Annotated in this window: 12 protein-coding genes; 7 read left to right on the forward strand and 5 right to left on the reverse strand. The window is 56.8% G+C overall.

Annotated elements, in window-relative coordinates:
- The first annotated feature begins 45 nt into the window (after positions 1-45).
- The 6 genes from pcaD to AC2FJ5_RS17645 all read left to right on the forward strand — a co-directional run bounded on the left by pcaD (position 46) and on the right by AC2FJ5_RS17645 (position 5,682).
- Positions 46-834, forward strand: a complete 789-nt coding sequence (gene pcaD, locus AC2FJ5_RS17620; RefSeq protein ID WP_496794159.1) for a 3-oxoadipate enol-lactonase — start codon at positions 46-48, stop codon at positions 832-834.
- 12 nt (positions 835-846) lie between these two features.
- Positions 847-1,572, forward strand: coding sequence for an alpha/beta fold hydrolase (locus AC2FJ5_RS17625; protein WP_496692935.1), 726 nt, complete (start codon positions 847-849; stop codon positions 1,570-1,572).
- Between the two features lie 73 nt (positions 1,573-1,645).
- Positions 1,646-2,845 (forward strand): TCR/Tet family MFS transporter, encoded by a 1,200-nt coding sequence (locus tag AC2FJ5_RS17630; RefSeq protein WP_496794160.1) that lies wholly within the window; start codon positions 1,646-1,648, stop codon positions 2,843-2,845.
- 82 nt (positions 2,846-2,927) lie between these two features.
- Positions 2,928-4,022, forward strand: a complete 1,095-nt coding sequence (locus AC2FJ5_RS17635) for a Zn-dependent alcohol dehydrogenase (protein ID WP_496794204.1) — start codon at positions 2,928-2,930, stop codon at positions 4,020-4,022.
- Between the two features lie 24 nt (positions 4,023-4,046).
- Positions 4,047-5,279: a mandelate racemase/muconate lactonizing enzyme family protein gene (locus AC2FJ5_RS17640; protein ID WP_496703535.1), complete on the forward strand. Its 1,233-nt coding sequence runs from the start codon at positions 4,047-4,049 to the stop codon at positions 5,277-5,279.
- 109 nt (positions 5,280-5,388) lie between these two features.
- Positions 5,389-5,682: an ArsR/SmtB family transcription factor gene (locus tag AC2FJ5_RS17645; RefSeq protein ID WP_496794206.1), complete on the forward strand. Its 294-nt coding sequence runs from the start codon at positions 5,389-5,391 to the stop codon at positions 5,680-5,682.
- Here AC2FJ5_RS17645 and AC2FJ5_RS17650 read toward each other — a convergent pair.
- A complete protein-coding gene (locus tag AC2FJ5_RS17650; protein WP_425595606.1) occupies positions 5,679-8,675 on the reverse strand; it encodes an ABC transporter transmembrane domain-containing protein in 2,997 nt (998 codons plus the stop codon). The genes AC2FJ5_RS17645 and AC2FJ5_RS17650 overlap by 4 nt on opposite strands.
- A 244-nt stretch (positions 8,676-8,919) precedes the next feature.
- Between AC2FJ5_RS17650 and AC2FJ5_RS17655 the strand changes: the two genes are divergently transcribed.
- Positions 8,920-9,279: a DUF3307 domain-containing protein gene (locus AC2FJ5_RS17655; protein WP_496692932.1), complete on the forward strand. Its 360-nt coding sequence runs from the start codon at positions 8,920-8,922 to the stop codon at positions 9,277-9,279.
- Positions 9,280-9,299: 20 nt separating this feature from the next.
- Here the strand turns inward: AC2FJ5_RS17655 and AC2FJ5_RS17660 are convergent, their stop codons facing one another.
- Genes AC2FJ5_RS17660 through AC2FJ5_RS17675 form a run of 4 tightly spaced genes read right to left on the reverse strand, consistent with a single transcriptional unit; the run spans position 9,300 to position 13,598 of the window.
- Complete coding sequence (locus AC2FJ5_RS17660; RefSeq protein ID WP_496794161.1) at positions 9,300-10,022, reverse strand: hypothetical protein; 723 nt, start codon at positions 10,020-10,022, stop codon at positions 9,300-9,302.
- A gap of 55 nt (positions 10,023-10,077) precedes the next feature.
- Positions 10,078-11,382, reverse strand: a complete 1,305-nt coding sequence (locus AC2FJ5_RS17665; protein WP_496690372.1) for an NAD(P)/FAD-dependent oxidoreductase — start codon at positions 11,380-11,382, stop codon at positions 10,078-10,080.
- A complete protein-coding gene (locus AC2FJ5_RS17670; RefSeq protein ID WP_271951552.1) occupies positions 11,379-12,053 on the reverse strand; it encodes a TetR/AcrR family transcriptional regulator in 675 nt (224 codons plus the stop codon). The genes AC2FJ5_RS17665 and AC2FJ5_RS17670 overlap by 4 nt, the downstream gene beginning before the upstream one ends.
- A complete protein-coding gene (locus tag AC2FJ5_RS17675; protein WP_496794162.1) occupies positions 12,054-13,598 on the reverse strand; it encodes a trimethylamine methyltransferase family protein in 1,545 nt (514 codons plus the stop codon).
- Position 13,599 lies beyond the last annotated feature (1 nt).

Genomic DNA, 13,599 nt, shown 5'->3' on the forward strand with positions numbered 1-13,599 from the left:
GTTCCGGCAGCGTGTCAGTTCAGCATGCAAAGACTGAGGATTTTTATGCAGATAGCTGACCTTGGGGATGTACAGCTTCATTACCGGATCGACGGCGACCCACAAGGCGCGCCGATCGTGTTCGCGAACTCGCTGGGCACCGATCTGCGCCTGTGGGATGCGATGCTGCCATACCTGCCTGATGGGCTGCGAGTCATTCGATATGACAAACGCGGGCATGGCCTGTCCTCGGCGCCTCAGGCGCCCTATTCGATGGGGGCGCTGATCCGCGATGCCGAAGGCCTTCTGGATCACCTAAAGGTCCGAGATTGCGTTTTTGTCGGTCTGTCCATCGGCGGGATGATCGCGCAGGGTCTGGCCGTCAAACGCCTGGATTTGATTCGCGGGCTGGTTCTGTCAAATACAGCGGCCAAAATAGCCACCCCGGCGATTTGGGCGGACCGTATGGAAGCCGTCCGGATCGGCGGCATCGAAATGTTAGCCGACTCAACTATGGAGCGCTGGTTCTCGCGGGCTTTCCACGCGTCGCCCCAGCACCTGCTATGGCGCAACATGATGGTGCGGCAACCTGTTGAAGGTTATCTGGGATGTTGCGCCGCCATTTCCGGAACCGATTTTTACACGCCGACAAGTGGCCTGCGTTTGCCGACTTTGGGCATTGCGGGCAGTGAGGATGGCTCTACCCCGCCGGATCTAGTAAAAGAAACCATTGATCTAATTCCCGGTGCCCGTTTCGAATTGATACGCAAAGCGGGCCATCTGCCTTGCGTCGAACAACCCATTGAATACGCGGCCCTACTAAAAGACTTTTTGACTGGCATCGGTCATATCTGAAGGAGCATTGCTTTGGCGGATTTTCTGTTGGTCCATGGCTCATGCCATGGTGCCTGGTGTTGGAGAGATTTGATCCCAGCACTTGAAACACGCGGCCATTCGGTCCGCGCAATTGATATGCCCAGCCACGGATCTGACCCGACGTCGATCGACCAGGTGACCCTGGACAGTTGCCGGAACGCCGTTCTGGCTGCGAGCAGATCGGATACGATCATCGTCGGCCATTCTTGGGGGGGATACCCCATTAGTGCCGCCGCCGAATTGAGACCGGATGCGATGCGCGGACTTGTTTTCCTGTCCGCCTACGTCCCCGAGAACGGATTGTCGATGGTCGAGATGCGCCGGAAATCACCGCGGCAAACAATAGTTGATGCCGTCGAAAAATCGACTGACGGGCTGTCCTATACGGTCAAACCCGATAGCGTGAAGGCCTTGTTTTACCACGACTGCCCGGAAGAGGTCCTGCTTTATGCGCTGGCTCGGCTTTGCCCGCAGGCCATTGCACCTCAGGAGACACGGCTTACCCTGACAGCACATTTTCAGGATATGCCCAAAGCATATATCCGAACACTCGACGACAATACCATCCCGCCTGAATACCAGCACATCATGAGCCTCAGCATGCCCGAGGGAATGCGCCATTCCATCCAAAGCTCTCATTCGCCATTCTTTTCGCACCCTGAAAAACTGGCCGATCTATTGGACGACATCGCGCAGGGCTTTGATACTCTTGACTGATCTGCGAAATCTTGCGGCTTTCCTCTGAACCTGACCCCCGATAGGGTGCCCGAAACTTTCTTTGTCGGTTCCCATGCGCTTACCTTTCCTGTTTGTTCTTGCCACTGTCATGATTGATGCAATGGGGATTGGCCTTGTGCTGCCCATTATGCCCGAGCTCATTATTGATGTTCAGGGTGGTACGCTGGCCAGCGCGGCGATCTGGGGCGGCGTCCTAAGCACCGCTTTTGCAGCGATGCAATTTATCTTTGGACCGATCCTGGGCAACCTGTCTGACGCTTTCGGGCGCAGGGGGGTATTGTTGGTATCTCTGTTTGTTATGTCGTTGGACTATGTGGTCATGGCGCTTGCTGGCAGTATCTGGCTATTACTTGCCGGTCGGATCGTCGGCGGGATCACAGCCGCAACTCATTCCACCGCCGCGGCGTTCATGGCGGATGTGTCGAAACCCCACGAAAAAGCTGCGAATTTCGGTCTGTTAGGGGCGGCATTCGGGGTTGGCTTTGTCCTGGGTCCGGTCATCGGCGGATTGCTCAGCGAATATGGAACCCGTGCGCCCTTCTGGGCTGCCGCAGCGCTTTCGGCGATAACATTCGGCGTCGGTTTGATAGTGATGCCTGAAACGGTGAGCGATAAAAACCGGCGCCCGTTCAGCCTGCGCCGCGCTAACCCCGTGAATTCACTGCGTGCCATCGCGGCGCTGCCGGGGATCCGTCCGATGTTGTGGGTCTATTTCCTCTATTCTGTCTCAATCTATGTCTATCCGGCCATTTGGGCCTATTTCACCGCCGAGCGTTTTGGATGGTCACCCCAGATGATTGGTGTGTCGCTGGGTCTTTACGGAATTGGAATGGCCGCGGTTCAGGGCGGATTGATACGCCCCGCCACACGTTATCTCGGCGAACGCGTAACAATCCTTCTCGGGATGGTGTTCGAGATTGTCAGCTTTTTGCTTCTGGCTTTTCTGACCAATGGAATAATCGCGCTGATGCTGATCCCGATCACGGCTATCGGCGCAGTCGCAACCCCGGCAATCCAGGCTCTGGCCTCGCGCGCAACACCAGATTCGCAACAAGGAGAGCTTCAGGGCGTGCTAACTTCACTGCACGCGCTTTCCATGGTGATTTCCCCTCTGGTCATGAGCAGCGTATTTGCCTGGTTCGCAAAGCCCGGCACCGCCATCTATTTTCCCGGCGCGCCGTTTCTTCTGGCCATGTGCCTTATGATTGTCGGCCTTATCCTCTTTTACAGATCTCGCCCCATTTCTGCATAACAACGACATGACGATGACGGTTTCGGCCTTGCAGGTCATTCCGAACCGCGCCACCGTGATTAAAACCGAATACGAGGACATCATGCAATCCATCAAGGCGGCCATATGTCGGGCATTCGACAAACCCCTGGTCATAGAAGACGTGCTGATCGCCCCGCCCGCCGCCGGCGAAGTCGAGGTCACCCTAGATGCGGTTGCGATCTGCCATTCCGACATTTCTTTCGCCAGCGGCGCCTGGGGTGGATTCCTGCCCGCTGTATATGGCCATGAGGCCGCGGGTGTGATCACCGCAACGGGCGGCATGACCGAAGGGTTCGAGGTTGGCGATTCCGTCGTGGTGACGCTGATCCGTGCATGCGGTTCCTGCCCCTCCTGCGCGGGTGGCAAGCCAACCTTATGTGAAACACCCCACGACACTGTAAAAGGTCCGTTGCGCACCGCTGACGGGGGCCCGCTGGAGCAAGCAATGGCGTGCGGGGCTTTTGCCGAAAAAGTCGTGGTCAGCCACCGGCAGATCGTGAAAATCCCCAAGGACATGCCGAAGGATGTGGCCAGTCTGCTGTCTTGCGGGGTGATCACCGGTGTGGGCGCTGCCGTGAATGCAGCCGGTCTGCGCCCGGGTCAGGATGTCGTCGTGATCGGGGCCGGAGGCGTTGGCCTGAACGCCATACAAGGCGCACGGATTGCGGGTGCCCGGCGTATCGTTGCTGTCGACATGACCGAGGACAAACTGGCCATTGCAAAGGAATTTGGTGCAACCCACGGCGTTCTGGCCACTTTGGACGCACCATGGAAGGCAGCTTACCGCGCACTTGGCGGTCGAGGGGCCGATGCCGTGCTGATCACAGTCGGTGCAATCCCGGCCTATGACCAGGCCGTTCGCTATCTTGGCCGAGGCGGTAAGGCCATCATGATCGGGATGCCCCATTCCGGCGACATGGCAAGCTATGAACCTGTTGTCCTGGCCGCACTTGGTCAGGGGCTGATCGGGTCAAAGATGGGGGATGTGGTGATCCAACGTGATATTCCCTGGATGATCGACCTGTATGAACAGGGGCGGCTGAGGCTGGATGAACTGATCTCGGGCCGCTGGTCCTTGTCGCAAATCAACGAGGCGATTGCGGATACCAAAACCGGATCGGCCAAACGAAACGTCATCATGTTTGACAGGGCCTAAGCAGCCCCGGCTGGAGTATATCCTATGAAACTGCAGGATCTCGATATCATTGTCACGGCCCCCCCTGCTCCGGGTTGGGGTGGCCGGTACTGGATACTGGTAAAGGTTACCACCGACACAGGCGTCACCGGTTGGGGCGAATGCTATGCCTCATCCATTGGACCTGAAGCTATGTGTCACGTAATCCGGGATGTCTTTGAACGGCATATGCTCGGCGAGAACCCCGAGAATATCGAGCTTATGTTCCGCCGCGTCTATTCCAGCGGCTTTACCCAGCGCCCCGACCTGACCGTAATGGGTGCGTTTTCAGGGCTGGAAATCGCGTGTTGGGACATTCTGGGTAAAGATCGCGACCGTCCGGTTTATGCGCTTTTGGGTGGGCTGGTTAATCAACGCATCCGGGCCTACACCTACCTTTACCCCCTGCCCCGGCATGACCTGGCCGACTTTTGGACTTCGCCCGACCAGGCCGCGGAATGTGCAGCTGAAATGGTGAGCCGAGGCTTCACGGCAGTAAAATTTGATCCCGCTGGTCCCTACACGATCCGTGGCGGGCATATGCCTGCTATGTCCGACATCTCGATGTCAGTTGCCTTTTGCAAAGCGATCCGTGAAGCGGTCGGCGACAGGGCCGACCTGTTGTTTGGCACCCACGGTCAGTTCAACACCGCAGGCGCAATCCGGCTGGGTCAAGCGCTGGAACCCTATTCACCGCTTTGGTTCGAAGAACCTACCCCACCTGACATGATCGAAGACATGGCCCGCGTCGCTCGCAACGTGCGAATACCCGTGGCAACCGGCGAACGCATGACCACCAAAGCCGAATTCGGTGCAGTTTTGCGCGCAGGTGCTGCAGAAATCCTGCAACCCGCCCTTGGGCGTGCAGGTGGGATATGGGAGATGAAGAAAGTCGCAGCCATGGCCGAGATATTCAACGCCCAGATGGCTCCGCATCTCTATGCTGGTCCAGTTGAATGGGCCGCCAATATCCATCTGGCAGCCTCAATCCCAAATCTGCTGTTGCTGGAAACCATTGATACGCCGTATCACGACGCTTTGATCAAAGGTTCACTGCGCGTTGAAAATGGCTTTGTCGTGGCACCGAATGCGCCAGGGTTGGGGATCGAAGTGGACGAAGATCTAGCCCGCTCACACCCCTATACCGGCGATGGGTTGCACCTTCAGATGCAGGAAGAACCTTGCGACTATGCCAACGGCAACGCCTTTCAGGGCGGTGCTCCTGCTGCAAAGGGGTGACAAGTACTGAAATTCTGAGTCATATTGCGCCAAAGCCAAGTTTGGAACCTATACGCGCGTGACAGTTCAAGACCACGAAACACTGAATACGGACGAAACTCCGCCCGGCATGCAAGAAAGTGCCGCACTTGCCGCCGCGTTCCTGAAGACGCTGGCGCATGAAGGCCGCCTGATGATTTTGTGCCATCTGGGAGATGGCGAGAAATCGGTTGGTGAGCTGGAAAAACTGCTGCAAATCCGGCAGGCCGCAGTCAGTCAGATGTTGGCACGCCTACGAGAAGAACAGCTGGTGTCGACACGGCGCGATGGCAAAACCATCTACTATTCCCTGCAGGACGGAAATACAGCGAAAGTCATCCAGCTGCTATACGACCTGTTCTGCAAACCTGAAGCCAACCCCTAGTTCGAAACATAGCCGGCGATCACCTGCATCAGCTTGAAAGCGGTTGCGGCATCGTTTTCGACCACGGCCAGGAATTCTTCCTCACCGATACGCAGACAAGACAGGTCGGTTTCCGCAATCATGCTCAGGGCGCGGGGTTCCTTTCGGATCAACCCCAACTCTCCGACCAATGCGCCGGAGCCAACCGTTGCGATCAGTTGATCGGGACCTTCTGGTTGCGGCAAATACAGGCCTGCCTCGCCTTCCAAAACGACATAGGCCCCATCGGTGGGCTGGTCGTCTTTCAGGAACACCACCTCTCCCGGTTGGGCCTGGAACCAGCGCGCACCAAATGCCAGAAGGCGCAGCTGTCTGCGGTCAAGACCGGAAAACAGCGGCGTCTGTTCCAGCGCACGAAGCTTGCGCGCCAAATCGGCTGATGCTGCGCTATCTTCTTCCACGTCGGCGGGTCCTTCGTCTGAAACCACACGACCTTGCCTTATTTCTATGAACATGTCGAATACGTCAGGGTTTTCGTACTGATCGTTCAGATAAATCACCGTCGCATTTGGCAATAGGGCGCGCAGGTTCTTATAGACCGCAATCTGAGTTTCCATGTCATAGCTTGCCAAGGCATTATCAAGGATCAGAATGTCGGGTTTCTTGATCGTAGCCCGCGTAAAGGCCAAAGGTTCGGCGAAAACCGCAGGCAAGTTCTGCCCGCCCAGCGAGACCGGTACATCGTAAATCAGCTCGACCACCAAAGGTCGGGCACCGTTTTCAGAAAGGACATCAACGATCAGCTTACGGACCTCATCTGATCGCGCGCCGCCGATCTGGCTGACCTTACCGAACAAAGCGTTCTCCATCACGGTCAGACCGGGGGCAAACTCGGTTTCCTTCAGCGGCACGAAGACATCATTCAGATGTTGCAGCAGCTTTTCGGAGTGGCTTTGCCGCAATTCAAGTATGCGGTTTTTCAATTCATCCGTAAACGCGGGGCCAATCTGTTCTGCCGAGATGACAAACGGAACCGCCAGAAGGTTGGCCAGTTGCCCATCATCCAGACCGCTGACACCTTCGTTTCGGGTGCGCTCTACCAGTTCGACTGCAGCTTCGTAGACTTCGGCCTGCAGGCCAAGCTTGCGGAACAACGGGTGGTCCGTGCCGTCCAATCCAAAGATCTGGCGCAACATATCAATGACATCGCGCGTCAGGCTGACCAGGGTTTCGTCCAAGCCCAGCTCGCGCAGCTGCCCCAAAAACACGCCCTGACGGGTCAGTATTTCCTGAGTGACCGGAACGCAGGGTGTCGCGAAAAGCAGGTTTTCCGCGACCGGCAAGGCCGCATTATATGCATTGCGGTCAAAGATCAGAGCCTGCTGTTGCAACCCAGCCTTGACCACCGCCTCCTGAACTTTGGGCCGTAGTTCAACCAGTTTTCTGACCAACTCGGGGTGCTCGTTGGCTTCGAATGTCTGTTCAGCACCGCGCTGAAACAGGGCAGCGCCCGAACCTAGACCGTCGATCAGTTGTAACCACCAGTCGCGCAGGTCTTCCACGGTGTTCAAACCAGCCAGCGACGGGTCCAGCCAATCAACTCTAAACGGGTCGGTACTGTTGCCCGCTCGTCTTGTTTCAGCAAAGCCGGGGTCGTCTGATTCTGTCGACAGAGGACGAAGACGCATCGGCATCATCACATTGTCGCCCAAAGTTCCCTGAAACATAACCGGTCGCGATGAGGCAAAACCGATCCGCGCAGCAATGACTCCCTGATGCAGCTTTGACAAATCTTCCTGCCCGACCGTTACCCTGCCGGAACTGGGCAGGATCTCTCGGGTCAGCAATTCCGAAACCGCACGCCGGTCTTCTTCGCTGGGCGCAGCGATTCCGATGGTTTTACCGCCTGGGAATGTCAGATCGAGGTCGTCCAGAACCAGATTCCCGTCCATGTCACGAACAGACGCATGTTTCAGAACAATATCCCCGTCCAGCCTGGGATGTTTGTCGGGCTCGCCCTCGAACAGGCTTTCGTCCTGCATTCCAGAGGGCGCAAAGCGTTCGATCACAACATCCCAGCGCAAGGACATATCTTGTGTCTGATTGTAATAGGTCAGCAACTCTTTCCAAGGCGAACTGAGATCCTTGTAAGCCGCCAAAGCCGCAACCAACGCACCCAACGAGACCGAGCCCTGCAAGACCAGAATGCCGCCAACCAGATAGAACAGGAATGGGGTAAGCTGCGAAATGAAGTTGTTGATGAACTTCATAAAGAACTTTTTCTGGTAGATATCGAAGCGGATTTCAAACAACCGGCCCAGCTGATCCGAGATCATGGCCCGGCGATACCGCCAGCCACCATTTGCCCGCAGCGTTGACGCACCTGCTGCGTTTTCACCAATCTGTGCAGCCAGCACGCGCACTTCCTGGATGCGGCTTTTGTTCAACAGATTGATCTGGCGCTGCAGTTTTGGGATCAACCAGGCCTGTAACGGGATCAGGGAAACGGCAGCAAGCCCGAACCAAAAGCTCTGTAGGAACAGGAAGGACAGGATCGTGATCATCTGTCCCGCCTGCAATACCGGCTGGCTGATCGCATCGCCCATCAGCCCACCCATCGGCTCGCTTTCAGCGGTGATCATCGACACCATTTCGCCTTGGCTGACCCGTTCGAAATAGGGTTGCGGAAATCTCAAGGCGCGGCTGATCATCTGATACCGGAATCGGCGCAGCATCCGTTCGCTCAGGACGCCTTTCATGGTGTTGATGCGCATTTTCATCAAACCATGCGCCAGAACGGCGAGCAGAAACCCAATGCATAATATGATCAGAAAATTCGTTTGCGACAGGCTGTAGCCCAGCACATCAACAACAGGGGTCGCAGCCCCGATCGCGTCATTGATGATGCGCTTGGGCAGTTCCAGCGTCAGGTAAAGCAGCGGAAACAAAGACGTGGTTACGGCCAGCAAAATCAGCTGGTCGCGCTTTGAATATTTCCAGATAAAACGGAAAATCGTGCGTTCTATGGAACCTGCCCCTGCTGCGGATCACTGACCCGGTCTTTACGAAATTCTCGTAAATTCAACAGTCTGAATTTACCGCAATCAAGCCTGCAGACGCAAATAGTTTCCGAATTGAACAGATATTTGCCGAATGTGAACAAGTTCATTTGCGCAACCTCACATTAGCCCCTACTGTTCGCTTTAGGACGATATCGGGAGGAGTCTTTTGCCTGCCACATTAGGCACTGTGTTATTGATGCTCTGCTTATTGCAGATCAAACATATGTTTGCAGATTTTTACCTCCAGACGCCCAAGATGCTGTCAGGCCGGGGTGAGTATTTTCACTGGGGACGCGCGCAACATGCTGCTGTGCATGTTGTTGGTTCGGTATTGGTTTTTTTGGTTTTCGGCGCTCCGCTGCCGTTTATCCTGATCATTGCCGCGCTAGAGTGGATAGTTCATTTCAACATCGATTTTGCCAAAGCCAGCTATTCCGACAAAAAACAGCTTATGCCAACCCAGGCAGCCTTTTGGCGGGCAGCCGGGCTGGATCAGTGCATGCATAATCTGACCTATGTGGCAATGGTCTGGGCCTGGGCGACATTCGCGGCCTGAACCAGAAATACCACAGCAATTCAGAGCTGAGAGGCCGATGGATAGAGCGATAACCACCGTTGGTCCAAGGCATCAATCTTCTGCGGGTCGAACTCGGTCTCAACCTCCCAGTACCGTCCAGACTCCACGAAATATCCAAGATCCGACTCCGACCGTATGATCTCAGCCATCCCCGATGTAGAAGGCATCTCGACCGAAGACAAATCTTCGCTGCTGGCCGAGGGGTAAACCAGTCGGCTTGGCCCTTCGGACAATCGCACTGTGCGACAGCCCTGCGCCGCAGCAAACAATCCTAGTCGCGCCGACTTCGCCTCGAGCAGTCGCAAGGTCACATCGGGTCGCAACGGATCTGCGGCTCCGTTGCCGTAGAAATGCGTCCGACCCTGTCCGGAATAGATCATATCGCAACCGCAATAAGCCAGAACCGAGGGCTGTAATGCAGACAAAGCCCAGTATCCGGCGGTAAAGGCCATCGTACCCCCGGCATAGACAAACCCACCGAAATCGTTCTGTATCGGAACGTATTCATTTGCAGTGACTATACGCTGAATGTCACTGACAGATGTGGGCATGTTCTTGGTCGGGAAATCCTCGGGGTGGATCAGAAAATCCCAGTCTGCGCGGACCCGCCAGGCATTGTTGATAGCGACGATATGCGTGAACGGCGTACGCGCCCAGTCCCGCGCACGCAGCGCGGTGGGGGCGCTGCCGAGGATCAGAACCTTGTTCTTCGATTTGGTCATTATGCGTCCGGGCTCAACTCGATCCCGTGAATGCTAGTGCATCAGGACGTGTCGGCTAGCCCAAAACGGAAAAACTGCTTTCTTTGTTGATCGGGCGCTTGCGGGAATAGAAACCGACGTCGATTGTGCGTCCAATATAGGGCAGTTCAAATTGTAGCGGCGCACTGTCATGATCCGCCCCGTCTTCGCAATACCCGATCAGCGCCGTCATCATCTTGCCTGCAATCGGCGCGTTCTTGTACTGATTTCCACTGGATCCGCAGGCCATATAAAAACCGGGAAGGCTGGATTTGTCATAGATCGGAATCCAATCCGTAGACGCATCATACAGGTCCACCACACCGCGGGTCTTGGAAGGGATGCCAAGGCTGGGCACTCTCTGGGCATAGCGCATCGCTTGCGTCGTCCACTGGTCGGTAAAGTCACGATTATAGGTTACGTCATCTTCGCACCATTGATGTGGGTCGCATTCGGGGTCTTCCGAGCCCACCAGGATGTGGTTGCCATGCTCTGGCCGGCAATAGCAGGCGATATCGCTGTCCGACACGATTGTGCCGTCATTTTCAAAGTCAAACCCCTCGGGCGCAGGGACGTGAACGACCTCTTGGCGCAAGGGGCGGGTCTGAATGGTCATGTCATCCAGAACATCGGCCATCCCGTTGATGATGGCCGAACCCGGCCCGGCTACGTTAACCACAACTTTCGCATGAATGTCTTCTCCCGATGCCAACCTGACACCAGAAACTCGCCCGCCATCAGTCAAAATCTCGACCACTTCGGCCCCGGTTCGCACTTCGGCCCCGTGCTGTTTGGCGGCATCCATCAGGTTCTGTGCCGATAGGGCCGGATCGGTGACATACCCGGCCTGAGGCCAGTAAACGCCGCCTTGCATCTTGCGTCCGTTGGGCTGCCCAAACTCGGGGTCATCCATGCGACGAGCGGGGGCAAAACTGTCCTGCGAATAGACCGGCAGCCGGTCGGTGACCTGTTCGGGGGACCATTCCTCGAACGGGCAATTCAGCGCGGAACTGTTCTTCATGTGTTTTTCCAGCAGCCCGTTCGCCTCGGTCTTCATGACCAGACAGCCGGTTTCGCGGAATTGGGCCAGATCGGCGCCTTGCGGTAGGCCAAGATACTCGGCCCAGTCGCGCCAATAATGATAGCCTTCCCAGGCGAATGCCGTGCCGTCAAAGGTGGAATAATGCATCCGGATGATCGCGCAGGACCCGGCGGTTGAGCCATGGCCAACCTGAGCGTTCCGGTCCAGAGATACGGTTTTCCACCCGGCCTTGGCCATTTCGAACGCGATGGCCGCCCCGATCACGCCTGTTCCGATGATGATTGCATCTGGTTGACTCATGATGGCTCTCCTTTCCAGTGATGGCGCGAATAGGCGCTGAATTCTTCCACTTCCTCTGGCCTCGGCTCGACCCCGGTGAAGACATATAGATAATGCGGCACCATTGATATCCGCGTGGACATCGGTTCATTCAGCTGCGCCAGATCGTATCCTATCTGCATGTAATACAGCACGCGCGCGCGGGTTTCCGCCTCGACCTCGGAATAGCCAAAGCGGGCAAACATGGCGTGCAGCGCTAGCAACCGTCGGGCGTCAGACTGGTCCAGCGCGCGCCGCACCTTGCCCGATTTGCGCGCCCAGTCGCGCACCGCGAAATCCAGCGCGGTGTCAAACAGGTCGGTATTGACGACACAGCGATGCACATTGCACACCGCACCGGTTATCGTCTTTGCCGGAGCTTCGGCCTGCGCGACCAATGCCGCGGTATTGGTGGCCTGCCACCGTGCCAGAAGAGCATCCAGCAGTTCCTGGCGCGATTTGAAGTACCAATAGAAGGACGACCGAGACACGGCCATCCGTTCCGCCAGATTCATCACCTTGATCTGATCGACCCCGTCCGAGATCAGCACATCCAACGCCACGTTCAGCCAGTCGTCGCGCGTGACCTTGATATTGCCGATCAGCGGTTCAGCTTCCGGGTCGTCCCGGTGCAGGATGGGTTTCGTATTCATTTAACTCTCCGGCGGCGCGCCGCCCTCTTCGGTACGTTTGGCAATAAAGTCTTTCAGCGCGCCAATCTGGTCGCTGTTTTGCTCAGGTGGCTGAAAATTGGCCAAGATTTCCTTCCACACACCGGTCGCACGACTGTTTGCGTCCAACGATCCACGCTCGGCCCAGGTGCCGAAATTGGCATAATCATGGACATGCGGTTCATAGAATTCTGTATTGTAGCGTACCATCGTCTGGCTGGATGCAAAGAAATGTCCGCTGGGCTCAACCTCGCTTAGCGCAGTGTCGAACCCAATTTCAGCTTCGCCAGCCTGCGCCCCGGCGCACAGCTCGGCCACCATGTTCAACACTTCGGCGTCGCAAACCAGTTTTTCAAAGGACACGGTCAATCCGCCCTCTAGCCATCCCGCCGAGTGAATGATCACCGTTGCCCCGGCCATCAGGCACCCCCACAGGCCAAACTGGTTTTCATTTGCCGCCTGCACATCATTGATGTTTGAAGCCGACCCCGCAGCCGAGCGCCACGGCAGGCCCAGATGCCGCGCCAACTGCCCGGCCGCGAGTGAGGCCTGAAAATGCGAGGGCGTTCCAAAGGCCGGAGCACCGGATTTCATATCCACATTGCTGGTGAAAGTGCCATAGCACACAGGCGCACCGGGACGCGCCAATTGCGTCAGAGTCAGTGCGGCCAACGCCTCGGCATGGGACAGGGTGATGGCCCCCGCCACCGTGATCGGTGCCATCGCCCCCATCAGCGTAAAGGGCGTGATGATTGACATCTGCCCGTGGCGCGCAAAGTCGATCAGCCCCTGCGCCATCGGTATGTCCAGCGTGCGCGGGCTGTTGGTGTTGATGATCGTATAGCTGTGCGGGTGGGTCCTAAATTCGTCATCCGACAGGCCGCGCGCGGTCGTCAGCATCTCAAAGCAATCCATCACCTGCGGCGTTCCGCGCGAGAAGAAGAATGGGAACTTGTCTGTCAGCTCCATCTGCGCCTGCGTGGTGAAATAATGCCGCAGAGGGGTCGGCACATCCTGCGGTTCGACCTGCGGCGAGATCATTTGAAAGACGTCGAAATGATGGGTGAGCTTCAGAAATTCCAGATAGTCCTGCCCGGTCGCCGGGCGACGTCCGCGTTCCAGATCAGTGGCATTCGGCGCCCCTGCCCCCGGTTGGAACACAAGGCTGCCCAGTTCCAATGTGAAATCCCTCTGCCGAGCACCGGCCCGGCAGGCAATGGATTTCGGCGCCGAGGCCACCGCAGCCTCGACCATATCGCGACCGATATAGACCATCTCGCTATCGGCATCTACGCGCGCGCCGGCTTTGGCAAAGATATTCCGCGCCTCGGGCAGCAGAACTTTCACACCCAGCTCTTGCAAGATGCGCAGCGCGGTTTCGTGCATGTCGGCGATCTGGTCTGCGGGAAAGACCTCCATCAGTGGAAAAGGATTTTTCAGCTGGCGATAGTTGATATCCCGACCGGGCGGCGGCGCGGCATCCACGCCGCGCCGTCTGCGCCTGCGTCCCTGATCGCTGGCCGACACG

It is taken from the genome of Ruegeria sp. CDSA221 (assembly GCF_059611825.1).

Coding starts and splice junctions, on each gene's coding strand:
- pcaD (WP_496794159.1), top strand. CDS start 46: ATGCAGATAGCTGACCTTGGGGATGTACAGCTTCATTACCGGATCGAC.
- AC2FJ5_RS17630 (WP_496794160.1), top strand. CDS start 1,646: ATGCGCTTACCTTTCCTGTTTGTTCTTGCCACTGTCATGATTGATGCA.
- AC2FJ5_RS17635 (WP_496794204.1), top strand. CDS start 2,928: ATGCAATCCATCAAGGCGGCCATATGTCGGGCATTCGACAAACCCCTG.
- AC2FJ5_RS17640 (WP_496703535.1), top strand. CDS start 4,047: ATGAAACTGCAGGATCTCGATATCATTGTCACGGCCCCCCCTGCTCCG.
- AC2FJ5_RS17645 (WP_496794206.1), top strand. CDS start 5,389: ATGCAAGAAAGTGCCGCACTTGCCGCCGCGTTCCTGAAGACGCTGGCG.
- AC2FJ5_RS17655 (WP_496692932.1), top strand. CDS start 8,920: ATGCTCTGCTTATTGCAGATCAAACATATGTTTGCAGATTTTTACCTC.
- AC2FJ5_RS17660 (WP_496794161.1), bottom strand. CDS start 10,022: ATGACCAAATCGAAGAACAAGGTTCTGATCCTCGGCAGCGCCCCCACC.
- AC2FJ5_RS17665 (WP_496690372.1), bottom strand. CDS start 11,382: ATGAGTCAACCAGATGCAATCATCATCGGAACAGGCGTGATCGGGGCG.
- AC2FJ5_RS17670 (WP_271951552.1), bottom strand. CDS start 12,053: ATGAATACGAAACCCATCCTGCACCGGGACGACCCGGAAGCTGAACCG.